General features: G+C 50.2%; 21 protein-coding genes. 15 read left to right on the top strand and 6 right to left on the bottom strand.

What is annotated here, in order from left to right; translation table 11 throughout:
* The first annotated feature begins 182 nt into the window (after positions 1-182).
* The 9 genes from NST69_RS25965 (at position 183) to NST69_RS25925 (ending at position 11,713) form a co-directional block, all read left to right on the top strand.
* Entirely contained in the window at positions 183-1,730 is a 1,548-nt protein-coding gene (locus tag NST69_RS25965) for a response regulator transcription factor (RefSeq protein WP_342547509.1), read from the top strand.
* 163 nt (positions 1,731-1,893) lie between these two features.
* A complete protein-coding gene (locus NST69_RS25960) occupies positions 1,894-3,717 on the top strand; it encodes a sensor histidine kinase (protein WP_036731099.1) in 1,824 nt (607 codons plus the stop codon).
* Positions 3,718-3,720: 3 nt separating this feature from the next.
* A complete protein-coding gene (locus NST69_RS25955) occupies positions 3,721-5,268 on the top strand; it encodes a response regulator (protein ID WP_342547508.1) in 1,548 nt (515 codons plus the stop codon).
* Positions 5,269-5,380: 112 nt separating this feature from the next.
* On the top strand, positions 5,381-7,081 hold the full coding sequence (locus tag NST69_RS25950; protein WP_342547507.1) for a sugar ABC transporter substrate-binding protein: 1,701 nt from the start codon (positions 5,381-5,383) through the stop codon (positions 7,079-7,081).
* A gap of 90 nt (positions 7,082-7,171) precedes the next feature.
* Entirely contained in the window at positions 7,172-8,146 is a 975-nt protein-coding gene (locus NST69_RS25945) for an ABC transporter permease subunit (protein WP_036731106.1), read from the top strand.
* Positions 8,146-9,108 carry a carbohydrate ABC transporter permease gene (locus tag NST69_RS25940; RefSeq protein ID WP_340938102.1) on the top strand — a complete coding sequence of 321 codons (963 nt, stop codon included), beginning with the start codon at positions 8,146-8,148 and terminating at the stop codon, positions 9,106-9,108. Before NST69_RS25945 ends, NST69_RS25940 begins: the two co-directional genes overlap by 1 nt.
* A gap of 305 nt (positions 9,109-9,413) precedes the next feature.
* Positions 9,414-10,175, top strand: coding sequence for an ATP-binding cassette domain-containing protein (locus tag NST69_RS25935; RefSeq protein ID WP_342550223.1), 762 nt, complete (start codon positions 9,414-9,416; stop codon positions 10,173-10,175).
* Complete coding sequence (locus NST69_RS25930; protein ID WP_036731110.1) at positions 10,168-10,830, top strand: methionine ABC transporter permease; 663 nt, start codon at positions 10,168-10,170, stop codon at positions 10,828-10,830. The genes NST69_RS25935 and NST69_RS25930 overlap by 8 nt, the downstream gene beginning before the upstream one ends.
* A 34-nt stretch (positions 10,831-10,864) precedes the next feature.
* Positions 10,865-11,713 carry a MetQ/NlpA family ABC transporter substrate-binding protein gene (locus tag NST69_RS25925; RefSeq protein ID WP_051478475.1) on the top strand — a complete coding sequence of 283 codons (849 nt, stop codon included), beginning with the start codon at positions 10,865-10,867 and terminating at the stop codon, positions 11,711-11,713.
* Between the two features lie 124 nt (positions 11,714-11,837).
* Here the strand turns inward: NST69_RS25925 and NST69_RS25920 are convergent, their stop codons facing one another.
* Genes NST69_RS25920 through NST69_RS25895 form a run of 6 tightly spaced genes read right to left on the bottom strand, consistent with a single transcriptional unit; the run spans position 11,838 to position 17,330 of the window.
* Entirely contained in the window at positions 11,838-12,764 is a 927-nt protein-coding gene (locus tag NST69_RS25920; protein ID WP_342547506.1) for a metallophosphoesterase, read from the bottom strand.
* A 41-nt stretch (positions 12,765-12,805) separates the two neighbouring features.
* A complete protein-coding gene (locus tag NST69_RS25915; RefSeq protein ID WP_342547505.1) occupies positions 12,806-13,147 on the bottom strand; it encodes a multidrug efflux SMR transporter in 342 nt (113 codons plus the stop codon).
* Complete coding sequence (locus NST69_RS25910) at positions 13,144-14,079, bottom strand: HAD family hydrolase (protein WP_342547504.1); 936 nt, start codon at positions 14,077-14,079, stop codon at positions 13,144-13,146. Before NST69_RS25910 ends, NST69_RS25915 begins: the two co-directional genes overlap by 4 nt.
* A gap of 40 nt (positions 14,080-14,119) precedes the next feature.
* Positions 14,120-15,535 carry an ABC transporter substrate-binding protein gene (locus NST69_RS25905; RefSeq protein ID WP_342547503.1) on the bottom strand — a complete coding sequence of 472 codons (1,416 nt, stop codon included), beginning with the start codon at positions 15,533-15,535 and terminating at the stop codon, positions 14,120-14,122.
* Positions 15,536-15,569: 34 nt separating this feature from the next.
* Positions 15,570-16,412 carry a carbohydrate ABC transporter permease gene (locus NST69_RS25900; protein ID WP_342547502.1) on the bottom strand — a complete coding sequence of 281 codons (843 nt, stop codon included), beginning with the start codon at positions 16,410-16,412 and terminating at the stop codon, positions 15,570-15,572.
* Positions 16,413-16,448: 36 nt separating this feature from the next.
* Complete coding sequence (locus tag NST69_RS25895; RefSeq protein ID WP_036731118.1) at positions 16,449-17,330, bottom strand: sugar ABC transporter permease; 882 nt, start codon at positions 17,328-17,330, stop codon at positions 16,449-16,451.
* 223 nt (positions 17,331-17,553) lie between these two features.
* Between NST69_RS25895 and NST69_RS25890 the strand changes: the two genes are divergently transcribed.
* The 6 genes from NST69_RS25890 to NST69_RS25865 all read left to right on the top strand — a co-directional run bounded on the left by NST69_RS25890 (position 17,554) and on the right by NST69_RS25865 (position 23,679).
* Positions 17,554-18,132 carry a transcriptional regulator gene (locus NST69_RS25890; RefSeq protein WP_342547501.1) on the top strand — a complete coding sequence of 193 codons (579 nt, stop codon included), beginning with the start codon at positions 17,554-17,556 and terminating at the stop codon, positions 18,130-18,132.
* Between the two features lie 3 nt (positions 18,133-18,135).
* On the top strand, positions 18,136-18,810 hold the full coding sequence (locus NST69_RS25885; RefSeq protein ID WP_036731187.1) for a response regulator transcription factor: 675 nt from the start codon (positions 18,136-18,138) through the stop codon (positions 18,808-18,810).
* Positions 18,811-18,848: 38 nt separating this feature from the next.
* Positions 18,849-19,985: a HAMP domain-containing sensor histidine kinase gene (locus NST69_RS25880; RefSeq protein WP_342547500.1), complete on the top strand. Its 1,137-nt coding sequence runs from the start codon at positions 18,849-18,851 to the stop codon at positions 19,983-19,985.
* An 89-nt stretch (positions 19,986-20,074) separates the two neighbouring features.
* Positions 20,075-20,749 carry an ABC transporter ATP-binding protein gene (locus NST69_RS25875; RefSeq protein WP_342547499.1) on the top strand — a complete coding sequence of 225 codons (675 nt, stop codon included), beginning with the start codon at positions 20,075-20,077 and terminating at the stop codon, positions 20,747-20,749.
* Entirely contained in the window at positions 20,746-23,175 is a 2,430-nt protein-coding gene (locus NST69_RS25870; RefSeq protein WP_342547498.1) for an ABC transporter permease, read from the top strand. The genes NST69_RS25875 and NST69_RS25870 overlap by 4 nt, the downstream gene beginning before the upstream one ends.
* Positions 23,176-23,223: 48 nt before the next feature.
* Positions 23,224-23,679 (top strand): hypothetical protein, encoded by a 456-nt coding sequence (locus NST69_RS25865; protein WP_342547497.1) that lies wholly within the window; start codon positions 23,224-23,226, stop codon positions 23,677-23,679.
* Positions 23,680-23,779: the final 100 nt, after the last annotated feature.

The following is a 23,779-nucleotide window of genomic DNA, read 5'->3' as shown; positions in this document are numbered from 1 at the left end:
GTTAAGAAGGTAAGTTGATAACAGGGAAGTCTATAGCCAGATCATACTGGCTGCGGACTTCCCTGTTTCGTTTAAAGAAAGCCTCGCTTAACTTAACATTCACATGATTGAACTTGTATGTTAGCATTACTTGTAATTCAAGTACTTACCAAATTTTGATTATTGAGAGGGGAGCGGAGCTCATGCTGAAAGTCATGATTGTGGACGATGAACCCTGGGTTCTGGAAGGACTCCGGACGATGGTGGACTGGGAGAAAGCCGGATTCGAGGTATGCGCTGAAGCGCTTAGTGCCGGGGAGGCCCTGCGGCTGATCCGGGAGCACAGGCCGGATCTGCTGCTGACGGATATCAATCTTCCGGTGATGAGCGGCTTGGAGCTGATTGCGGCGGTGAAGGAAACGGTAGACCCGCCGCCCCGGTTCGTGATCCTGAGCGGGTATGACGATTTCAACTATGCCCGGACCGCGCTGCGCCATAAGGTGGACGGCTATCTGCTGAAGCCGGTGGATGAGGAGGAGATCGAGGAACTGCTTGGGAAGATCCGAGCTATTATCCATTATGAAACCGCTTCCAGACTAGAGGAACGGAAGAAGCATAATATTCTGGTGCATAATCTGATCAGCCGTTGTGTCCAGGGGGATTGGAGTCAGGAGCTGGAACACGCCGCCTGCGGTCTGCTGGGGCTTCAGCCTGATACAGAGCTGCAATGCATTCTTGCTGCTGCCATTTCAGGTTCAGGTACGGTGAGCCTGAATGAAGGGGATACCGAAGGCTTCCCGGATCACCTGGGCTATGTGTTCCAGGACCCGGCCGGAAGGGCCGGGCTTCTGATTCGCTCAGCCGGACTGTCCACGGAAGCACTGGAGGCAGCAGCCGCTCAGGTGCAGAAGGTGCAGTCAGCGAAGCTGGGGGTACCGGTGGCTGTAATGATCAGCGGCCGGGGGAACGGCCTGCGCGCCGTCCAGGAGCTGTACACCCAGACGCTTGAGGTCTGGGGGCTTAAATACCGGAAGGAGCGGGGCGGAATTTTCTACTACAATGATCTGCGTATGGCCCGCTTGTCTCCCGAATTCACTGACGGGCACTTTACGCGTGTGCTGGATGAGGTGAAGGAAGGCGTGCCTGAGAGAATCCGGGCTGCTGCCAGGGAAGCCTTCGCAGCCATGACCGCCAAGAGGGTGAGTATTGACGCTGCACAGGCTGAGGTAGCCCATCTGGAGATGACCTTATGCCGGAGTATTGCTGAGATGCAGGGAGACCCCGACCAGATCATGTGTGCGATGCATAAGGAGTACGGCAACTTGGGCGGGCTCAGGGATTATTACAAGCTCAGCCTGTATGTGGACCGGCTCTGCCTGGAGACCGCAGCGTACCTCACCGAGCTGCGGGCCCATAACGAGGGGAACACCATCTATAATGTTATTCAATATGTAGATCTGGAATTCCGCAGCAAGCTGCAGCTCCAGGATCTCGCCAGGCAGTTCCACATGAATTCTGCCTATCTGGGCCAGTTGTTCCGCAAGGAGACGGGGCGCAGCTTCAGCGATTATCTGAATGAGAAGCGGATCGAAGCGGCCAAAAGCCTGCTCAAGCGCACCCAGCTCAAGATATCGGATATCGCGGTGCAGGTGGGCTTTTCCAATACCGATTATTTCATCGACAAGTTCAAGAATAAGGTGGGTTCATCACCTTCGGTGTACAAGAATGCCCACAACAATAAACAGCTCTAAAATAACCCCACAAAGTGGGGCTGTGGCTTCGAAGGTTACTCAGATACTTTGCGGGGACCCCGAAATCTAAAGTAACCCCACAAGGGGGATCTTTGGCTTCGAAGGCTACTCAGGTGCTTTGTGGGATCCCCGAAATCTTAAGAAAGCCGGGTGTGTGTGAGGGATGGCGACAAAACGGTTTAAATTCGGCACCATCGTCAATGATATTCCGCTAAGCTACAAGTTCTATCTCATCTACATTGTGGGTGTGCTCCTGCCGATCATGGTGCTGAATCTGGTATTCCTGGAGCGGATTACAGATCTCATCAAATCGCGGGAGCAGCAGAATCTGGAGATTTCCATGGAGCGGGCGCGGAAGGACATCCATGATTTTATTGAAGGGGGAGTCTCTGTCGGCTACACGCTGGCTGCGGATAAGAATCTGTACGAGATGCTGGACCGGACCTATACGGACTCTATCGAATTCTACAGTATGTTCAACGAACAATTGAGAGACCGGATGAACAGCTATATGCCTGTCAATAACCAGCTGGAACGAATCAGTATATTCACGAACAACCAGACGGTTGTATCCGGGGGGAATTATCAGGTAATGAACGATAAAGTATGGTTCAGTGACTGGTACCGGCAGGCCAAGAAGGCCACTACCCAGGTCTATGTTGCTGCTTACCGGATCATGGAGAACAAGAATCTGGCTTCATCCACCCCGACGCTCAGCATTATTGAGACCATGGACAATTACCGTAATCTGAACAACTATGAGAAGGTGCTGCGGATCGATCTGGACCTTAGTGAGATCTATGACATTATCGTCCGGGAACGGGATTACCTGAGCCTCTATCTGATCAATGGGGAGAACAAGATCGTGATGTCAGCGGACAGCGGCTATCAGCATATTACAGATGATCCCTATCCGGTATTCGATCAGTGGGGGGACAGCCAGGACGAGAGCGAGGGGGTTCGGGTAATGGCTGTAGGGACGGCGAATTATCTCAAAGGCTGGAGGATTGTCGGAATTACGCAGGGGGAGCGGATCTCCCAGGCGGTTCTCGATATCCGGCTGTACGCAGCGGGCCTAGCCACCACGCTTACTCTTTTGACCAGCATATTCATATATATCATGCTGCGCTCCTACAACTACCGGGTGAAACGCCTGTCCCGGCATATGCAGAAGGTGACGAACGAGAAGTTCGAGCTGATCGCCATCGATGAGGGCCGGGATGAGATTGGCGGGCTAATCCACAATTTTAACCGGATGACCTCCAGAATCCACTCCCTGATCAACGATGTATACAAGCTGGAGATCCAGAGTAAGAACCTGGAGATGGAGCGCGTCAGGGCGGAACTGAATTTTCTGCAGAGCCAGATGAACCCCCACTTCCTGTTCAACACGCTGAATGCGATTCTGGTGGTCTGCACCAAGAACAAATATAACGATGTCACCGATATTATAAAAAGCTTGTCGAAGCTGCTGCGCAGACTATTGAGCTGGAAGGAGGATCTGGTGCCGGTGCGCGAGGAGATCGCATTTATCGACATGTATCTGAGGATTGAGAAATTCAGGTTCAGGGATAAATTCGATTATACCTTTGAGATCGATGAGCAGTCCCTGGATTATAAAATACCGAAGCTGAGTATGCAGCCGCTGGTCGAGAATTCCTGCAAGCATGGCCTGCAGACGATTGAGGGGCTGGGCGTAATCAAAGTGGCTGCGGTCGTGCTAGATAACAGGCTGCAGATTACAGTATCCGACAATGGTAAGGGCATGGAGCCGGAGAAGCTGAAGGAGCTGATGTTCGCGGTCCGCAAGGAGGATTACTCGGGCACCCACATCGGGATTCGCAATGTATACCGCAGACTGGAGCTGAATTACGCAGATCAGGTGCGCTTCGAGATATCCAGTACGCCGGATCAGGGAACCGTAGTGACCTTTGGCATTCCCCTGAAGCTGCTTGAGAAGAATTATTCCCTGGAAAGAGAGGTATAGACGATGAAATACAAAGTTCTATTAATCGATGACGAGCCTAGCGCTCTGGAAGGTATGGAGATGTGGATCGATTGGCAGGAGCTGGGCTTCGAGCTGTGCGGAACCTGCGGCAACGGCCGGGAGGGGCTGCAGATGATGAAGCAGCTTCAGCCGGATCTGGTCATTACCGACATCCATATGCCGCTGATGAATGGTCTGGAGATGATCGGGGAGTGGCGGCAGGAGGGGACGGATTCGACGAAGTTCGTCATTCTGAGCGGCTACAGTGAGTTTGAATACGCCCGTAAGGCAATCAGCTATGGAATCAATCATTATCTGCTGAAGCCGGTTTTCCCGGAGGAGGCTACCGAGGAGCTGCGGGAGATCCGCCTGGAGCTGGAGCAGGAGGCGAACCGCAGAAGAATCCATGAGACCGCTTCCGGGGAAGAGGCGGCAACCTTAATCAAGGGGCTGTTATATGGCAAAAAGGGAGAACCCGAGCTTATGGAATGGCTGGAGACTCTGCCCGGCTTCAAGGAAAGCACTTCCTGGAACATCTGCCTGATCCGGACAGTCCCGGAGCTGTATACAGAGGTGAGGAGCCGCACAGTCTCCCTGCTGACCGGATATAAAGCATTGGTAACGATGGATCTGGAGGCGGGATTGCTCGGGATCGTGTACGGGATGACGGAAGGCAGCGGGGACGCTGCCGGAATAGCTGAAGTGCTGGATGCCCTGCCGAGCGAGTACGGGGGAGAGAATGTCCATGTCGCTCTGGGAACCCCCGAAGACTCCTTATTGTCCATAGAGGGCAGTTATGGCCGGGCCAAAGAGACTCTTCTACATTTCTTTTACGAGCCGGAGCAGGCAGGGGCGCTGGCTTACAGCGCGGTGCAGGACAAGCCCTTCAGTTATCACTATGACCATATCGGGCTGATGGATGCTCTGCTGGACTGCGTGAATCTCCTGGACGCGGCTGGCTACCGCGAGGCACTGGAGGCAGCGGCCCGCAGCTTCCGGGAACAGCAGGTGGCGCCGGAGGTGGTGCGCAAATTCGTAATCCACCTCATGTACCGGATATTCGCACTCGCACCTGGGGCAGAAGCCGCAGGCGAAGAGGGCGGAGTGGCCTCGGGTGTTGAGGTATCAGAGATTCAGCAGGCGATGACCCCGCTGAGCGGGCTCCTCAGCCGCTTATTGTCCTACGGCGGGAAGGCCATAGATCTGCTGGTGCAAGAGCAGAATTATAAGTCGCATGGGATTGTCCGGGAGATCAACCAGTACATCGGGGAGCATTATCAGGAGAGTCTGAGCATTCAGAAGCTGGCCGAGATCTTCTTCCTGCATCCGGTATACCTGGGGCAATTATTGATTAAGAAGAACGGGATGACCTTCAATGAGCAGCTGCATCATCTGCGGATTCAGGCTGCGGCTGAGCTCCTGCGCGGGAGCAGGCTGAAGCTCTCAGAGATTGCCGAACGTGTCGGTTATGCCAATTACGGACAGTTTCTGAAGCGGTTCGAGAAGGAGCTGCACATGGGCCCGAATGAGTACCGGCATGCCAAGTTCTAAAATTTTCGGGGGTACACCTTTAGTTCGGTCGTATTTTAGCGGATAGTTCACCTCTATAATTTACTTGTGTAAGTGCTTACAAATTAAAGACAAACACTATGGAGGTGCTTTAATGGGGGGCAAGTCGAAAGTGACGTTTAAGTATTCCCTGGTTGCGCTATTAACCCTTAGCTTCGCACTGTCAGGCTGCGGCGGGGGCAACGACAAGAATTCTGCTACAACTGACAAAGCAAAGGCGACTACAGCAGCGGATTCTGCTTCAGCTAACACGGGAGGAAAGATTGAGCCATTCAAGGTTAGCGCATTTATCGGGGTAGCCGGGCAACAGCCGACACCGGACAACAAGATCTACAAGAAGATCAAAGAGGAGACCGGTGCCAGCTTCGATATGGAATTCCTGGCAGGTGATATTAACCAGAAGCTGGGCGTTATGATTGCCGGCCAGGATTATCCGGACCTTATGACCGGGAGCACCAAGCTTACAGCAGCAGGGGCTTATATCCCGCTTGAAGACCTGATCGAAGAGCATGCGCCGAATTTGAAAGCGCATTATGCAGAATATTGGAACATGATGAAGGACCCGAATGACGGACATATTTATATTTTGCCTAACTACGGTGTATATAACGGTAAGGTCAACAGCTCATGGTATTCGGGACCGGCCTTCTGGATTCAAAAAGCAGTGCTTAAGGAATTCAACTATCCGAAGGTTAAGACACTGGATCAGTACTTTGACCTGATTGAGCAATATAAAGCAAAGTATCCCAAAATCGACGGAAGCCCGACCATCGGGTTCGAAATTCTGAACTATGACTGGAAAAACTGGGGTCTGTTCAACGCACCTCAGCATCTGATCGGACATCCGAATGATGGCGGCGTAGTCGTGAAGGACGGCGTGGCCGAGGTATTTGCCAATAAGGATTATGCCAAGAAGTACTATCAGAAGCTGAATGAGATGAACGAGAAGGGCATTATCGACAAAGAAACCTTTGTGCAGAACTACGACCAGTATATGGCAAAGCTGTCCAGCGGAACCGTTCTGGGGATGTTCGACCAGCACTGGAACTTCAACGCTGCTGAGGATTCACTGACGACCCAGAATAAAATTGAACGCACTTATGTAGGTCTTCCGCTGGTATACGATGAGTCGACCAAAGACCACTACCGCGATCTTGCGGTGCTCAATCTTAACAATGGCTTCGGCATCAGCATTAATGCCAAAGATCCGGTGAAGATTATCAAGCTGCTCGACACCCTGATGGATGAGAAGTGGCAGAAGCTGTTCTCCTGGGGTGTAGAAGGCGAGGATTATATTGTTGAGAACGGCAGATTCATGAGAACCCAGAAGCAGCGTGATGATGCAGCCGATGCAACCTGGCAGCTGGCCAACAAGGCCAAATCATTGTTCGAATATCTGCCTAAGACCGAAGGAAGCTACAGCGACGGCAACTCCACGGATGCCGCTGCACAGCCGGAAGAATACAAAGCAGGTCTGAAGCCGTACGATAAGGAAGTTCTGGATGCCTATGGCTTCAATTCCTACGTGGACTTCTTCAGCGATCCGCCGCCAAACCCTGTGTATTATCCTGCCTGGTCCATCGACCTGATTGAAGGCTCGGATGCCAAAATCGCCAGTACCAAGCTAAATGAGCTGCAGACCAAGTTCCTGCCGAAAGCCATTCTTGCCAAGCCGGCCGAATTCGATTCCGTATGGACCGATTATACGGAACAGATCGAGAAAGCCAATGTGAAGGCTTACGAAGACAAGATCAATGAGCAGATTAAGTGGAGAATTGAGAACTGGAGTAAATAATGTAAGGTCTGGTACCGGGTTTTAGAAGGTGGAAGGCCGTCAACCGGCCTTCCGCCTTACATTAATTTGATGGAGTAGGAGACAACGAATATGGATGAGACCTTAGAAATAGATACTGGCGTCCGGCGTCCGAAGAAGAACAAGAGGAAAAAACAGCCGATTACCTGGCGCGTAATTAAGAATCAACAACAGCTGATCTGGATGTCTGTGCCTTTAATGCTCTACATTATCCTTTTTGCCTACGTTCCTGTGTGGGGCTGGACCATGGCCTTCCAGAACTACAGACCGGCCAAGTCCTTCGGTGAGCAGGAATGGGTGGGACTGAAGCAGTTCAAGTTTTTGTTCACCGATGATAACTTCATTCGTGTCCTGCGCAATACGCTGGCTATGGGGGTTATCAATCTGATCCTCGGCTTCGTTACAGCCATCGTGCTGGCGCTGCTGCTTAACGAGATTAAGAAAGTATTCTGGAAAAGAACCGTGCAGACAATCTCCTATCTGCCCCATTTCCTGTCATGGATTATCGTTACCGGTATTGTGGCCACCTCGCTGTCCATCAATGACGGGATTGTAAATATCGTTCTGATGAAGCTGCATCTGATTAAAGAGCCGATTCTGTGGCTCAGTGAAGGCAAATATTTCTGGGGAATCGTAGGGGCTTCACATGTGTGGAAGGAAGTAGGCTGGAATACGATTATTTATCTGGCAGCCATCGCTTCCATTGACCCTGCCCTGTATGAGGCTGCCGAGATTGACGGAGCGAACCGTTACAAGAAAATGATGCACGTAACCCTGCCTGGCATCAAGGCAACCATTGTTATTCTGATGATTATGTCCATAGGACATGTGCTGGAAGCAGGCTTTGAAGTGCAGTACCTGCTCGGCAACGGACTGGTAGTAGACTGGGCCGAAACGATAGATATTTTCGTGCTTAAATATGGACTTGCACAAGGGAATTATTCACTCGCAACCGCTGGCGGGATTTTCAAAACGGTGGTCAGCGTGACATTGCTGCTTATGGCTAACGGGATTTCCAAGCGGCTTGGGGAAGAGAGGTTGTTATAATGGCGGATAACCGGCAGATTAGCCCTGGGCATAAAGCAGGCTTTACGGCGAAAAGAAACCTAGGCACCGGCAGACTTGAACCGTTTTTGTTCACTTCCTTCAATACGGTCTTCATGGTCTGTCTGGTGGTTGTGACTTTATATCCATTCATCAATACGATTGCTGTTTCATTTAATGAAGGGAATGATACGATCCGCGGCGGCATTTATTTATGGCCAAGAGAATGGACCGTTCAGAATTATAAAGCGATCTTTGCCACCGGAACGATTTTTGATGCTTTCCTGATTTCAGTGGCACGTACAGTGATTTCTACATTGCTTAATATTTTTCTGACTACCATGCTGGCGTATACCTTAAGCCGCAGGGAGTACGTATTCCGTAAGTTTATTACTGTAGTCTTCGTGCTGACGATGTATTTCAGCGCAGGTCTGATCCCGAACTACTTCCTGATTAAGGACCTAGGCCTGCTGAACAGCTTCTGGGTCTATGTTATTCCATCGATGATCAGCGCGTTCAACATGATCGTCATCCGCACTTACATCGGGACTATACCGGAGAGTCTGATGGAATCGGCCAGAATCGACGGCGCCGGGGATTTCAAAATCTTCATGCGGGTCGTCTTCCCGCTCTGTAAGCCGGTGCTGGCGACCATTGCACTGTTCGTGGCGGTCGGAGCCTGGAATGCCTGGTTCGATGCTTTCATCTACACCTCCTCCAAGCAACATCTGAGTACACTGCAGTATGAGCTGATGAAGCTGCTGTCTTCAACGATGAACTCTAACGGGAACCCTACCGTAACCAACGGGGTGGGGATGGATCAGAATTCAGCACGGGCGATGGTCACGCCGATTTCGATCCGGGCAGCTATCACAGTGGTCGCCTCCGTACCTATACTGCTGGTGTATCCGTTCATGCAGAAGTATTTCGTAGTGGGTCTTAATGTCGGCAGTGTGAAAGAATAAGCGTTCAGAGCGAATAGACTTATGTATGCAAAATAGCAAAACGGGTGCAGTCCTACCAGGGACTGCACCCGTTTTTGTGGTACTATCCTGCTTCCCTTGAATAATCCCATAGAGCCGCGAGCATCCTTATAATGCTCTGCTCTTCCAAGGGCTTAGCAATCATTTTGAAAAAAATGATGACACAGCGGAAGAAATACCTTATTATTTAAAGAGATTTTTAATGAAACAGATTTTAAATAATTATAGTACAATAAGTCCTGAGGTTCAGGGAGCATGTCCAGGCAGTCTGTAGGGGAGGGCTTCATATTCTTTCGCTGATTCAGGTTAGCAAGAGCTTCACTCTGAAGGACGGCCCTTATACGGCTGTCGATCAGGTATCACTTGAAGTACAGGCGGGTGCCATTCACGGTATTATTGGCGCCAGCGGGGCGGGGAAGTCCACGCTCCTGCGGCTGATGAATCTGCTGGAGCGGCCCGATGCAGGAACGGTTACGGTTGACGGGCAACAGCTTACGGAGCTGCCGGACAAGGAACTGCGCCGGCAGCGGCAGAGAATCGGTATGATCTTTCAGCATTTTAACCTGATCGGTAATGCTACCGTCAGCCGGAATGTGGCGATCTCTCTAGAGCTTGCCGGAGTGCCGCGTGCAGTGCGGATGAAGCGGGTGGAGGAATGTCTGCAATTCGTAGGCCTTGCGGACAAAGCCGGGCAATATCCGGCCCAGCTCAGCGGCGGACAGCGCCAGCGGGTAGCGATTGCCCGCGCACTGGCGAACAATCCGAAGCTGCTGCTGTGCGATGAGCCGACATCTGCGCTTGATCCGGGCACCACTGCGGATATTCTGGAGGTGCTGCGCCATATCAATGCTTCCCTGGGCGTAACCATCGTGATCGTTACCCATGAGCTGGACGTTGTGCGGAGCATCTGTTCCGAGGTATCCGTCATGGAGGGCGGACGGATCGTAGATTCCTTCTCCCGCGGCGAGGGCGGCTTCCTACCGCCGGGAACGCATTCAGGCTCCTTCCGGGAGAGAATCACCGGCAGAACGGGGGCATCCCATGTTTGAGAGTATGCTGAAATACCAGGATCAGATGTGGCAGTCTATCGGCGAGACCTTTGTCATGGTCGGCATTGCCATAGGCGCTGCGCTGCTGGTGGGTCTTCCGCTGGGGACACTGCTGTATTTTTGCCGCAAAGGCCAGTTGTATGAGAATAGAGGGCTGTCTCTGGTGCTGAACAGCATCGTCAATGTCATCCGTTCGTTTCCGTTCCTGCTGCTGGTGGTGGCGCTGATTCCGTTCACGCGGCTGGTCGTAGGTACGTCGATTGGCACACTGGCGGCCACGGTGCCGCTGTCCATCGTTGCCATTGCTTATTACTCACGGCTGGTAGAGCAATCACTGCTGGAGGTTCCGCGGGGAACGATTGAAGCGGCATTGTCGATGGGAGCATCCAAGCTGGGAATCATCTTCAAATTTCTATATGTAGAGGCCCGTTCAGGGCTGGTGCTGGGACTCACGGCGTCTACGATCAGCTTCATTTCTTTTTCAACCGTAATGGGGGTTGTCGGGGGCGGCGGGGTTGGCGATTTCGCCATCCGTTACGGGTATCAGCGCTTCGAGACCGAGGTGATGATCTATGCCATTCTCGTGATGATTGTGCTGGTGCAGCTCATCCAATTCACGGGAAGCACGATAGCCAGACTGCTCGACAAACGCTAGAATACTATACAATAATGGGGGCTTGAGAGATATCATGAAGAGAACAGGAAGAAGAATAACCACCACGTTTGCACTGGTACTGCTTGTATTGACGCTTGCACTTGCAGGCTGCGGCAACAGCAAAGAAGCGGAAGAGACACCGGCGGCAACCAGCACCGGGCCTGTGAAGATCAAAGTAGCCTCGCTGATTCCGCCAATGACGGATATCCTCGACATCGTGAAGCCGATTCTGAAGGAAGAAGGCGTGGATATGGAGGTTGTCGTGCTGTCTGATAATGTGCAGCCGAACGAAGCACTGGCGAATAAAGAGGTGGATGCGAACTTCTTCCAGCATGTCCCGTACATGGAACAGTTCAATGCCAGCAAAGGGGCAAAGCTGGTGCCGGTCCAGCCTGTATATGATGCCATCTACGGCGGGTACTCCAAACGCTTCAAGAATATTGCTGATCTGCCCGAGGGAGCAACCCTTGTGATGGCGAATGATCCTTCCAATATTGGACGCTCCCTGCAAATGTTCGCAGATGCCGGATTGATTACGCTGAAGGATGGGGTAGGAATTCAGGCTACCCAAGCTGACATTACTGCCAATCCGAAGAACTATAAGTTCGAGGAGGTCGATCTGCTGATGCTGGCCCGGATGCTGGATGATGCGGATCTGGTAGCGATGACGCCAGCCTACGCGAGCCCGCTGGGTCTGACTCCGAAGAAGGATGCGCTGATCACCGAGCGTGAAGATTCCGCCTTCACCATCACCCTCGTTGCCCGTGAGGACAACAAGGATTCCGAAGCCATCCAGAAGCTGGCGAAGGCGATCAGCGGCCCGGAAGTGAAGAAGTTCCTGGAGGATAATTACGCGGACATCGCGCTTCCTGCTTTTAAATAGAAGATAAACGGGTTACATCCTATACCGAAGTAAACGAAAGACGGCCTTCTCTTGGGAGAGAGGGCCGTCTTTTGTTGCGCAGGAAGCACATTGCTCCTGCTTGATACATCAATGATTCCCTAATTTACCGTAGAGCGTTAACGGGATACGCCACCTCATATTGCGCCGCTTCAATCCAGGTTCCGGTAGTGAAATCCCGTCCCCGTACAAGCACTTTATCAGCATAGACTTCTATATAATAGCCCTGGCTACCGCTCTTGTGTTCATCTGCATCCGTCCAGAGGTAGGCCACCGAAGCAGCATTGAACATTGTAGCCGTCTGCCCGTTGCCGGGAAACATCGTGTTGCTGACCTCCAGCTCCCAGTGGGTATGTCCGGTGAACAGCAAGGTCTGCGGATGCCGCGACAGAATAGTGCGCAGCTCCTGATCCTGTGTTACCCCGTACCATTCCTGAGATTCCAGTGAACCGGCTACCGTATCCTTCAGCGGCTGGTGCAGGAAGAGGAAGACGGGCTGATCCGGCAGGTGAGTCTGTTCCAGGTCCTTCTGCAGTTGCCCGTTAGACTTGGCTTTGTCCGGTGCGTGTTCACCAAGCTTGCGGTCCAGCCACTGCAGCTGCTCAGCGGATAGACTGCAGAACGTAGGCAGCCCTTCCTCTGTGCCGAGAAAGATGAAATGATACCCGCCGATCCAGTGATCATGATAAGGACCTGGCATCCCCATCCGGGAAGTATACATCCCAAGGCGGGATTCCCAATGCCCGAGGCCGACATCATGGTTGCCCAAGGTGTAACGAAGCTGCGGCAAGGACGCCTGATGCAGCTCAAGAATACGCTGGACCTCCTCATACTCCTCCGGGAAGCCATTGTCTGTTATATCTCCAATGTGCATGATTCCGCTGCTGCCTTGAGTATGTCCCGCTATATCCTCAAGCGCCCGTCCGAAGTTCTGATTGTACTCATGCTCGGGATCGGCCGTGACATGGGTGTCGGTAATAATCTGGAACGTCAACAGCGGTTCAGTAACGTCGGGTGTGGCAAATGTATTCATAGGCAAGCGAAGCCTCCTTGAAATATTTTATATTCGTTAGGCTAATGCCCTTTGGTACTAATGTTCAAACCAATAATTCCGGCTATAATCACAGTCACCCATAGGAGGGAGGAGCCCGTCAGCCTCTCTTCGAACAACAATGCCCCCGCCAGAGAAATCAGGAGGATACCCGCTCCGGACCATACGGCATAAGCGACTCCAACCTTGATGGAGGTGAGGGCGACACTCAGTGAGGTGAAGCTGATTCCGTAGAATACGAACATCAGCACAGAGGGCCAGGGCCGGGTGAGGCCATGCGACAGCTTCATGGAGACCGTTCCGGACAGCTCGAAGACAATAGCTAAGGCAAGAAATACCCAGGCCAAGGCCCCTTCGGCCTTCATCGTACCATCCTTCGTACGCCAAGCTCCGCATAAGACGATACTACACAATCTGCATCCGGCAAAAGAGCCCCGGCAGCCTGCATGTCTGCTGTCAGCCCGCTTCGTCCCGCATCAGCCGCCTCGCTTCCTGCAGCGTCTGCCGTAGCGGTAACCCGGCTCGCCGCCGTCTGCACCATTCCACCCGCCGTTACCGCCGGTCCTTTCGCAGCAGTTGAAGCCGCCAGCCCGGCGGTAATTCCGCCGGCAATCCCAATGGCTACGGCAGTGCCCGCAGCCTTCGCCATCCGCATATCTCCGTTCGTATCGCCGATCACGGCGGCTTCAGCCGGAGATACCCCCAGCCGCCCGCAGGCAAGCAGCGCCATGTCGGGGAAGGGCTTGCCCCGCTCCACCTGATCGGTGCCGATCACGGCGGTGAAATACTGGCGGATGCCCAGCCAGCGCAGATGACTCTCGGCTGACGCCGTTTCATCGGCAGTCACTACGGCCATAGGTATGCCCTGGGCTGCGCACGCATCCAGAAAAGGCGCCAGCCCGGGAAGCGGGCGGACCGGACGGCTCTGCTCCAGCATCGCATCCGCTGCATTCCGGCAGGAGTCCACCAGTTCGACCGCTTCGGCCCAGGATAGGCCGAGAGAATAACCCTGCCAGGACGCAATGGCGTACAGATCGCTCATCGTGCCCATGGCGAGCGGACCGTTGCGGTCGTAATCGGTGATCTTCCCTGCGTCATCATGAACTGTTCCCAGGAGGGAGGCCCGGTGCTGCTCAGGGAAGCTCAGTCCGCGCTGCTCAAGCCTCCAGGTGAACTGGTCCAGGAAGCACTCGCCCCAGCTTCCCCAGAGGGATACGAACTGTAGTAAGGTTCCATCCTTATCGAACAGGATGGCCGATACGGGATAGTTTCCTTGCGGAGTGTTAAGCTCAATCACGCAGCGTCCCCCTTCATTTATAGAAATTTGTTCAGCCGTTCTATTTCAGTTTATCCAGTGCCGCCTGAGCCATCTGCTGCGCTTCCTTCAGCGCCTCGGCTGCCGGAATATTCTCAATCTGCACCTTATCCGCTGCGATGGTCAAGGCATCATTAATTTTGCCGCCTGTCGGGTCCTGGAACGGAGGGGAAGCATGAGCCGCCTGCTGCAGCGGGATTTTGATCTGCGGGTTGCTCTCACTGAAAGCGACGAATGCCGGATCTTCCAGCGCAGACTGGCGGACGCTAATATAGCCGGTGTGGATGGACCAGAAGGCCGTATTCTCGGAGCTTGTGAAGTAGGTCAGCCATTTCATCGCTGCCTGCTTCTCGGCGTCTCCGGCTTTGGCAGGAATACCGGCCATACTCGCCCCGGCGACAGGTTTGCCTTCGCCGGCTCCGGCCCAGCCCGGTTGCTCCATAGCGGAGACGACGCTGAAATCGAGGTCGCCCTGGTCGCCGCTGGAGCCGGTGTATCCGGCCGCCTGGCCTTTCATCACATCGTCAATCGTCTTGTACCAGTACTCCCAGCCTTGCCCGCCCGAATGAATGCGCATCGTCTTGTCCTCATGAATTGCTTTGCGGAAGAACTCCCAGGCGTCGATCCACTCCGGGGAATCAATCGTGACCTTGGTGCCGTCCTCACTAAGAATACTGCCTCCTTTGCTGAGAGCGGCATCAACCATATTGCCGGAGCCCCACATCGGTTCCCAGCCGTAGAAGGTGGTTTTGCCGCCTTCGGAGACGGTCATCTTTTTCGCTGCTGCAGCGAGGTCTTCCCAGGTCTTAATCTGGCTGGCGTCTATGCCGCTTTTCGCAAAAGCATCCTTACGGTAGTACATCACCTGGGTCGATCCATACATCGGGAGGAAATACTGCTTGCCGTCAACCTGGCCCTGGTTCAGGAAGGTCTGGACGAAATCCTCTTTATTGAAGTCCGGCTGCTCGGCAATCAGCTCATCCATCGCAGCGTAATAACCCTTGCGCGCCCAATCGATATTGGAGGAGAGGACCGCCGCCGGGACCTGCCCGGCAGCAATCGCTGCTTGAAGCTTCTGTTCGGTCTCTGTATAATCCCCCTGCACGATCCCCTTGACGATGACCTCCTGCTGGGAGGCGTTGAATTTCTGAATGAGCGATTCCATATTTTCACCCAGCTTGCCGCCGAGCCCATACCAGAATTCAATCGTGACCGGTGCGCCTCCAGCCGGAGCGGCATTGGCAGCAGGGACTGCGGCGGCTGCGCCGTCCGTAGTGGATGCATTGCCGGGAGCGGCATTTCCGCCGCAAGCGGTGAGCACGGAAAGTCCGGCGATCAGGGATACTACAGACAACCTTTTGAAAATAGAAGAATTTCTCGCTGGAACGGTACCGTCCTTTAAAAGGACTGCGAAGCTGTTTCTACTTGATACGTTCATCATCATTCTCCTTTTGGGTATTGAAGTTTAGGGTTTAGCCTTTACTTGAGCCTGCGGTCATGTTGACACTTTGCATTATCGTTTTCTGCGCCAGCAGGAAGACTAGCAGCAGCGGGGCAATCGTGAAGGCGCTGGCGGCCATGATGAGCGGCCATTTCAGTCCGTAAGCACCTCCTTCCACGAAAAAGCTGCGCAGACCGGCCGAGACCAGCTGCAGGCTGGGGTCCTTCGTAATGAGCATCGGCCAGAAGTAATTGTTGTACTGGTCAATGAAGGTAATCAGCGCCAGTACGGCGAATGAGGATCTTGTGACCGGCACAAGGATCGTCCAGAGAATCCGCATATGCGAGGCACCGTCCACTTCACCGGCCTCCACCAGCTCATGCGAGACTTGAAGGAAGGCCTGCCTGATCAGAAAGATCGAGAAGATACTCACACAGTTGGAGAGAATCAGGCCCGCATAGGAGTTCAGCAAGTGTAACTCGGAGAGGACCAGGTATCCGGGCAGGTAGACTGCCGTTGCAGGAACCATATAACCGAACAGAATCACTCCGGCAAAAAAGCCCTTCAGGCGGAATTTCATATGCGTCAGCGCATAAGCCATCATCCCGGAATTGATTGTCTGCAGGAGGACAATGGAGACAGCGACGAAGATACTGTTACCCATATATCTGGCGAACGGCGCCTCGTTCCAGGCAGCGGCGAAGTTGCCCCACAGCGGCACCTCAGGCCAGAGTGTGGGCGGGGAGCGCCAGATCTCATCATTGGTCTTGAGGGCACTCGTAACCATCCAATAGAACGGGAAGGCCATCAGAAGAGCAAGCGCGGCGAAAAAAATCTGGCGGACCAGCCTGCTGATAGTTGTGAATATAGGCAAGCGGTGAGACCTCCTTAAGGGCTGATAGTAAAGCTTCTATTGATAATGAGTGGTCCGCTTGCTGATCCCGAACGAGAGGACAGACAGCAGCATGCAGATCAAGACCAGGACGACAGCAACGGAAGAGGCCTCTCCGATCTGGAACGATTCGAAGGCGGACTGATAATACAGATAGAGCAGAGTGCGGGTGGAGCCGGACGGGCCGCCCTGGGTCAGGACATTAATCTGGTCATAGGCCTGAAGTGCCGAGACTAACTGCACCACGAATAAGAAAAGAGTAGTCGGCGAGATCAGCGGCCATGTAATCCGCAGGAACTTCTGCACCGGGCTTGCCCCGTCCAGCTCCCCGGCTTCCAGCAGGTCGGAAGGCACATTGCGCAGCGCCACCAGATAGAAGATCATTGCCCAGCCGACCGACTTCCAAATCGTGACCAGCAGGACGCCGATTAATGCCCATTTGGGGTCCTGCAGCCATCCGATGGAATCCAGGCCGAAGAAGTTCAGCACCGCATTGGCAAGCCCGGCTTCAGGCTGATAAATCCAGGACCAGACGATAGACACAGCGACGGTCGGCGTCACCCAAGGCGAGAACAGCAGGATCTGATAGAGGGCCGAGCCCTTCAGCTTTCTGTTCATGAGGAGGGCCAGACCCAGTCCGAGCAGGATCACCGGCAGCACACTGCCGAGGCAGAAGAGAACGGTCACCCTCAGCGCTTTGTAAAAAGCGGGGTTGCTGAGCAGATCGGTATAATTCTGCCAGCCGACAAAGGTTTTCTCCGGGCTCATGAAATCCCATTCCGTAAAGCTGAGATACAGCACATACAGCAGCGGCGCGAGCCAGAATACGGCGAAAGGGATCATGGCCGGCAGAGTGAACAGCACGGGCTTCAAGCCGCTGAATAATTTTGAACGTGTCATTTTCGTCCATATTCTCCATTTCATTCATATTGGTTGATGCGGTATAATGCAGAGGACAGCTCCTCTGTTCAAAAAAAATTGTACACTCATGAGGCAGGCTTGTGGTCAAGCGGGGGTAAAACCCGGTCGGATTTTGTGTAAAATTTGTAGGATGATTGCGGTAAAGCTGCGGTATTGTGTAAGGTAGAGAGAACGATTCTATGTGAAAATGAGGTGCCACCTGATGAAGCAGGCCGCATTCGGCGAGGAACATCCGCACCGTTCGCCCCGGGAGCAGCTGCTCGGCCCGGTTATCGATGCCATAGCCCAGACCATGGATTTATATGGAGCGAATTATTCCTTCGGTCAGCTGTACGGAGTGATGTTCTTCGAGGACAAGCCGATGACGCTGGAGGAAATGAAGCAGGTCATGAATATGAGTAAAAGCAATATGAGCTACGGAGTCCGCTCCCTGATCGCCTCCCGGATGGTTACGAAGCTGCCGGAGAAGCGCGAGCGGAAGGAGCTGTATGCAGCGGAGACGGACTTCTTCGAGGCCTTCCGGAACTTCTTCACCCTGAAGCTTCAGCGGGAGATCGATGTGATGCAGGAAGCGATGGGAGCTGCGGTCCCGGGCCTCCAGGCACTGGCCTATGCAGCAGACACACCCGAAGAGGAGCGGCAGGCCTGCCTCAGAGACTTGGAGAAGCTGGAGCACGCGGCCGAGTACTATGCCTGGCTGCAGCGGTTCGTGTCGGGGCTTGCGGAAGGAGCGATATTCGGCGGGGAACGGGGAAGTACCGGCGAGGAAGGCGGATTATGAGCTATGAATAATCAAATTCTTATTGTTGATGATGAGGCGGATATAGTTAATCTGCTGAAAGATTATTTTGAGATAAATGGTTATAAGGTCTTAACTGCGCGGAGCGGCGGGGAGGCATTACGCAAAGTAGTGTATAATCCAGACATTATTATACTGGATATTAATATGCCGGAGATTGATGGTCTTGAGGTGTGCACTCGTATACGGGATTTCGTATCCTGCCCTATTATATTCCTGACTGCGCAAGTGGAAGAGTCAGATAAAATTAATGGCTTTCGAGTGGGCGGGGATGATTATATTGTGAAGCCGTTCAGCATTGATGAGCTTGGAGCTAGGGTAGAGGCACATCTGCGCCGTGAACGAAGACAATCTGTTAAGACACAAACCAGATTTTCAGATGATTTAGTGATCGACTACTCCGCCAGAGGGGTGTATTACAAAGGACGCGCACTTTCTTTTGCCAAGAAAGAATTTGGTATTATTGAGTTGTTGTCCATGAACAGCGGTCAAGTCTTTGATAAAGAACATATCTATGAAAAAGTCTGGGGCCTGGATCATGAAGGGGATAGCATCGTTGTTGCAGAGCATATCAGAAGAATTCGGTCTAAATTTAATGAGGTTAGTGATCACATATACATTTCAACAGTATGGGGTGTGGGCTATAAATGGGTAGGGTAATAAAAGGTTGGCGTAACTTATCCATTAGGGTGACATTTATGATCTATATGCTTGTATTTGTCCTTATTGCCGGACTCCTTAGTGTGATTACTATTACTGGGGCAGGTCAGATACGTAATAATATGTTTCTGAAGTATAACGACTCGTACACCTCAGCGGACATTGAGAATCCAGCCATTGTCTACAACATGAAGGACTTCAATACAGATTATTCTTATACAGATGAACAGATTATTAAGTTATGCAGTTTTCTGGACTCCTGGTCCATTTTGATATTTTTTGGGCTGGCTACCTTGTCGGCATCCTGGTTGTTTTACCACAATAAGCTCAAACAACCGATTGGGATTTTGCGCGAAGCTTCTGCTAAAATATCCAATAATGACTTGGATTTTCATATTCCGCAATATAGCGAAGATGAAATGGGGCAGCTGTGCAGGTCTTTTGAGAGCATGAGAGCTGCTTTGGAGGATAACAACCGTCAGATGTGGCGTTCTATAGAGGACAGAAAACAGTTGAATGCAGCTTTTTCACATGATCTCCGGACACCGCTGACAGTATTAAGAGGTTACGCGGATTTTTTAAATAGATATCTGCCAGGAGATAAAATAAGCAAGGAGAAGCTGCTGGATACGATAACAACTATGAGTATACATATATTACGGCTGGAGAATTATGTGCAAATTATGGGCGAGGTGCAAAAACTCGAAGATATCTCGGTAGCCCTGACGAAAGTAGAGGTTTCCGTTTTTTTGAAACAACTAAGCAGTTTGGCTGAATTTCTGGCACGGGAACATTCATTGGAATTATCATTTGAAAATCAAATCGCTGAACAATCGTTGAACATTGATACAGGAATGGTTACCAGGATATACGAAAATATGATTGCCAATTCGCTTCGTTATGCAAGTCAGACGATTTCTGTACGTTTTGAATTTGTTAAAGGATTCTTTTCAATTACAGTCAGTGATGATGGCAAAGGGTTCTCAAGCCAGGATCTGAAGCTTGCTACCACGCCATTTTATACAAGCAAGGCGGAAGCTGAGGAGAGCCATTATGGCATGGGGTTGAATATTTGCAAGGTACTGGCTGAGAAGCAAGGGGGCAGTATTCAGCTAACGAACAATAAGTCAGGTGGCGCCTGTGTGAAAGTTTCGATTTTGCTGCACCAGAGTTGATAAATAATAGATAACTATTGGATATCCTTTCCTAGAGAACCACTTAGGGGAGGATATTTTTGTATCCACGTATAAAGGGAGGCGCCGATATGATTCTGGAAGGAAAGAAGTTATGTAAATATTATGGCAGCGGAGAAGGTCAAGTGAAGGCAATCCACAATGTTGATTTCTCAGTGGCGAAAGGTGAGTTTATCTCTATTGTTGGACAGTCTGGTGCAGGCAAAAGTACATTAATGCACATCATTGGGGGCTTGGATGCGCCTACAAGCGGGGAGGTTATCATAAATGGGACTTCCATTTACACATTGCCAATGAGTCAATTAGCCGTATTTCGCCGCCGCCAAATCGGATTTGTGTTTCAGGCTTTTAATTTGGTACCCTCACTTAATGTGTGGGAGAACATCATTTTACCCATTGGGCTGGATGGGAATAAAGCAGATGTTAGCTATATTGAAGATATTTTAAATACTCTGGGGATCTATGAAAAGCGGGCCAGTCTGCCCACAGTATTGTCTGGAGGCCAGCAGCAAAGGGTGGCAATTGCCCGTGCATTGGCAGCTAGACCGGCTATTGTGCTCGCAGATGAACCCACAGGAAATCTCGATAGCCGTTCTAGCAACAACGTTTTGGATTTGCTGCGTTTATCCGTAGAGAAATATAATCAGACTTTGATTGTTGTAACGCATAATGACGAAGTGGCTAAGCTTGCAGGTCGGACTGTTCGAGTGGTGGACGGTTCCATAGCAGTAGAGGTAGAAGGATGAAAAATACGATTACTGTCCACAATGTATCCCTGAAAAATTTACGTCATCACAAAAGCCGGACCTTATTGACTGTAGGTACAGTAGCTTTAGCCGTAGCCTTAATTTTTGTGGTGCTGACTTATTTCTACTCTGACGACCAGAGGAGCAAGCGAGAAGCGATTAATGAGCTAGGTGCCTATCATGTGCAGTATGAGCATTTGTTGCCGGAGCAGCAACAAGCTATTGAGAATAATCCGAAGATAAAAAAGCACTATGTTTCCTATATCAGTAAAAATGTTAAGTCGGACACGTTTGAAAAATTGAATATTAATATGGCTATAAGTTATATAGAGGGAATTAATGAAGGACTGATTCAATTAATGCAAGGGAGGGCTCCGGTCACTGACGACGAAATTGTATTGGATAAATGGGTGATTGACGAACTTGGCTTTTCTCCTAACATAGGAGTAGTAATTCCATTGAATTTGCAAGTTATGAATGCAGGGGAAACAGAACATATAACAAAAAAATTTAAGCTAGTTGGCATTATTGATGATATCGCCGTACGTAAAACGGTTAGAGCTGGTCTGATGTTTATTTCTCAAAACCTTTCCAGGCAATATAGTCCTAACCCGGATGTTGTTTTATTTGCTCTTTTGAATTCAGACTTTAATGCTTCATCTACGGCTCACAAAATTGGTGAGGGCTCTCAGCTAAAAGATGATCAAATACAAATCAATGAACGTTACAATGGCGCATATGAGCAGAATCCGTTATCTATTCTGAAAGTAACCATTGTTGTGTTTGTAATTATAATTAGTGCAGCCATGGTTATTTATAACATATTCAATATATATATATCAGAACAGATCCGTTTATTTGGGATGATGAAAGCAATAGGAATGACTCCTAATCAACTGCGAAAGATGATTCTTACTGAAGGACTTATGATTTCGCTGGTTGGGAGTTTTATGGGGCTTTTGCTGGGGGTAGGGGGAAGTGCAGCATTTATTCCCTTCTTAGGAAATACGGCTAGTGGTAGCTCCGAATTATATGTTCAACTGACTCCTTACATTGCTTGTATTGCTTTTATTACAGGTCTGATTCTCGTTATATTTTCTGTTTATATTCCTGCTAAAAAAGTAGGAGGAATTACGGAGATTGCAGCTATTCGTTACAATCCCGCTGAAGATTTAGGAAAGAAAAGACATAAGACCAAAAAAAAATTCAAAAATTCATTTAGCGGGTTCACCTTGGTATTGGCACAATTGATCCGATACCGTAAACGCACTTGGGTTACCATAACATCGATTACCCTGACAGGACTTATTTTTGTGGTCACTGGGAGTATTCTTAGTAGTATTAATATTAATAATATGGCTGGAAGTATGGTGCCTGGTGATTATAAATTAAGTACTGCTGCTTACCGTGGAACTGATGTAAACCTAGATCTGTTAAATAACAAAGTTATAAACCAAGTAGATGCTATTACTGGTGTCAAGACAGTATTAACAGAAATGTATGATGTCTTGATCTATAACAAACAAGATGCAAACCTTCATCTCAAGGACATGGCGAGTATGAAAAACCCGGAAATTCGAACGGATATTTATGCTTACGATGATGCCTTAATGAAAAATACACTTAAAAGACTTGGGAAAGATGATTCTATGCTTATGGAACTGAGAAATGGTGATAATCTCATTGCGGTCGCGGAAGATGGAGGGTACCAAGTGGGTGATAAAATACGATTGGCAAAGTATGGAGAAGGAAAGAAAGAACATGTATTCACTATTGTCGGTGTATTGCCCAATTATGTTACGTATAAAGGTAGTACTTCAGAGGGTGGAGCTCTTATTGCGCATCAGAACCTGTTTAAGCGATTGGACTTAGATAAACGTATTAAGCAGATTAGTGTTTTAGTCGATCAAGGCCAACAAGGGAAGGTAGAGCAAACCCTCAAAGGGATTGCAAATGCCGATCGAAGAATAACATTCACTTCTTTTCAAGAAATATATCAAGAGTTCAATGGGATGAAGAAAGTGCTTCAGTTGGCGGCTAATGGTCTTATTTCAGCATTGATGATTATTAGCATATTTAATTTAATAAATTCCAATTTAACGAGTATGAATTCTAGAAAGCGGGAAATTAGCTTAATTGAAGCTATTGGACTGTCGCAGAGTCAGCTGATTTTACAATTAGGCAGTGAAGGCTTAATGGTGATCCTAATCAGTCTGTTGTTCACTTTTTCACTGGGCATTCCAGCAGGATATTTTGGCGTTGAAATTTTCAAGCAATCCTCCGCCTATGTCCAATATCAACTGCCAATGACAGCCATGCTGACCCTATTATTCGCCTATTTCACAGTTCAAATAGGGACTACCTTCTACATGCAGTGGCGCTTAAGCAAGGAGAGCTTGATGGAACGAATCCGGTTTAGTGAATGAGCGAGGGACAGCAAATAGTTTAATATAATCTTGGAGGGGGAAATAATAGTGTTTCAACCTAAAGTGAATTCTACAAAACCCGTTTACAGTATATTAGTTGTGGTAATGGTTATTGCATTATCGTTAACAGCATGCGGAAGTAAAAAGGGGGATGGGATTTCTCCTGAGTATCATGGCGTAAAATACACAGGTCAAGGAGATGTGGAAACAAAAGTTAATGTAGTTATTTATAATGAAGATGATATTTTGTTTCTTCAGACCGTTAAGATTATTGATGATAACCCCACAGTCTGGAAAGCACTTCAGGCCATTTCAGACAATGCTGAACAGGGGATGCTAATCGAAAAAGATCAGAAAGGACAAATAATTAAGGTAGGTGATATTAAAAATGATAAAGAGAAGCACTGGAAACTTTTTATTAATAATACTATTGAAGAGGGAGATGTTGAGAAAGTAGGGCTTGACGAGAACCAGCCGCTAACATTGAGATACTCTAACGATTAGTCAATGTACGGGGAGGGATCATGCTATAATATTGCCCAGGGGATGTTCTTATAAATGATAGAACGGGAGACCCCTCATAAACCTGTTTTTAGGGAAAAGG

Source organism: Paenibacillus sp. FSL P2-0089, from assembly GCF_038595095.1.
Lineage (GTDB): Bacteria > Bacillota > Bacilli > Paenibacillales > Paenibacillaceae > Paenibacillus_AQ > Paenibacillus_AQ silagei.
The sequence above is the reverse complement of the archived record's forward strand: the minus strand, read 5'-3'. Positions and strand labels throughout refer to the sequence as shown.

What these genes read in the sequence shown, in the direction of transcription:
- NST69_RS25875 (WP_342547499.1), top strand. Translation starts at nt 20,075, where the DNA reads ATGATTCTGGAAGGAAAGAAGTTATGTAAATATTATGGCAGCGGAGAA.
- NST69_RS25950 (WP_342547507.1), top strand. Translation starts at nt 5,381, where the DNA reads ATGGGGGGCAAGTCGAAAGTGACGTTTAAGTATTCCCTGGTTGCGCTA.
- NST69_RS25925 (WP_051478475.1), top strand. Translation starts at nt 10,865, where the DNA reads ATGAAGAGAACAGGAAGAAGAATAACCACCACGTTTGCACTGGTACTG.
- NST69_RS25945 (WP_036731106.1), top strand. Translation starts at nt 7,172, where the DNA reads ATGGATGAGACCTTAGAAATAGATACTGGCGTCCGGCGTCCGAAGAAG.
- NST69_RS25880 (WP_342547500.1), top strand. Translation starts at nt 18,849, where the DNA reads ATGATCTATATGCTTGTATTTGTCCTTATTGCCGGACTCCTTAGTGTG.
- NST69_RS25895 (WP_036731118.1), bottom strand. Translation starts at nt 17,330, where the DNA reads ATGACACGTTCAAAATTATTCAGCGGCTTGAAGCCCGTGCTGTTCACT.
- NST69_RS25890 (WP_342547501.1), top strand. Translation starts at nt 17,554, where the DNA reads ATGAAGCAGGCCGCATTCGGCGAGGAACATCCGCACCGTTCGCCCCGG.
- NST69_RS25905 (WP_342547503.1), bottom strand. Translation starts at nt 15,535, where the DNA reads ATGAACGTATCAAGTAGAAACAGCTTCGCAGTCCTTTTAAAGGACGGT.
- NST69_RS25940 (WP_340938102.1), top strand. Translation starts at nt 8,146, where the DNA reads ATGGCGGATAACCGGCAGATTAGCCCTGGGCATAAAGCAGGCTTTACG.
- NST69_RS25920 (WP_342547506.1), bottom strand. Translation starts at nt 12,764, where the DNA reads ATGAATACATTTGCCACACCCGACGTTACTGAACCGCTGTTGACGTTC.
- NST69_RS25870 (WP_342547498.1), top strand. Translation starts at nt 20,746, where the DNA reads ATGAAAAATACGATTACTGTCCACAATGTATCCCTGAAAAATTTACGT.
- NST69_RS25960 (WP_036731099.1), top strand. Translation starts at nt 1,894, where the DNA reads ATGGCGACAAAACGGTTTAAATTCGGCACCATCGTCAATGATATTCCG.
- NST69_RS25955 (WP_342547508.1), top strand. Translation starts at nt 3,721, where the DNA reads ATGAAATACAAAGTTCTATTAATCGATGACGAGCCTAGCGCTCTGGAA.
- NST69_RS25930 (WP_036731110.1), top strand. Translation starts at nt 10,168, where the DNA reads ATGTTTGAGAGTATGCTGAAATACCAGGATCAGATGTGGCAGTCTATC.
- NST69_RS25965 (WP_342547509.1), top strand. Translation starts at nt 183, where the DNA reads ATGCTGAAAGTCATGATTGTGGACGATGAACCCTGGGTTCTGGAAGGA.
- NST69_RS25885 (WP_036731187.1), top strand. Translation starts at nt 18,136, where the DNA reads ATGAATAATCAAATTCTTATTGTTGATGATGAGGCGGATATAGTTAAT.
- NST69_RS25915 (WP_342547505.1), bottom strand. Translation starts at nt 13,147, where the DNA reads ATGAAGGCCGAAGGGGCCTTGGCCTGGGTATTTCTTGCCTTAGCTATT.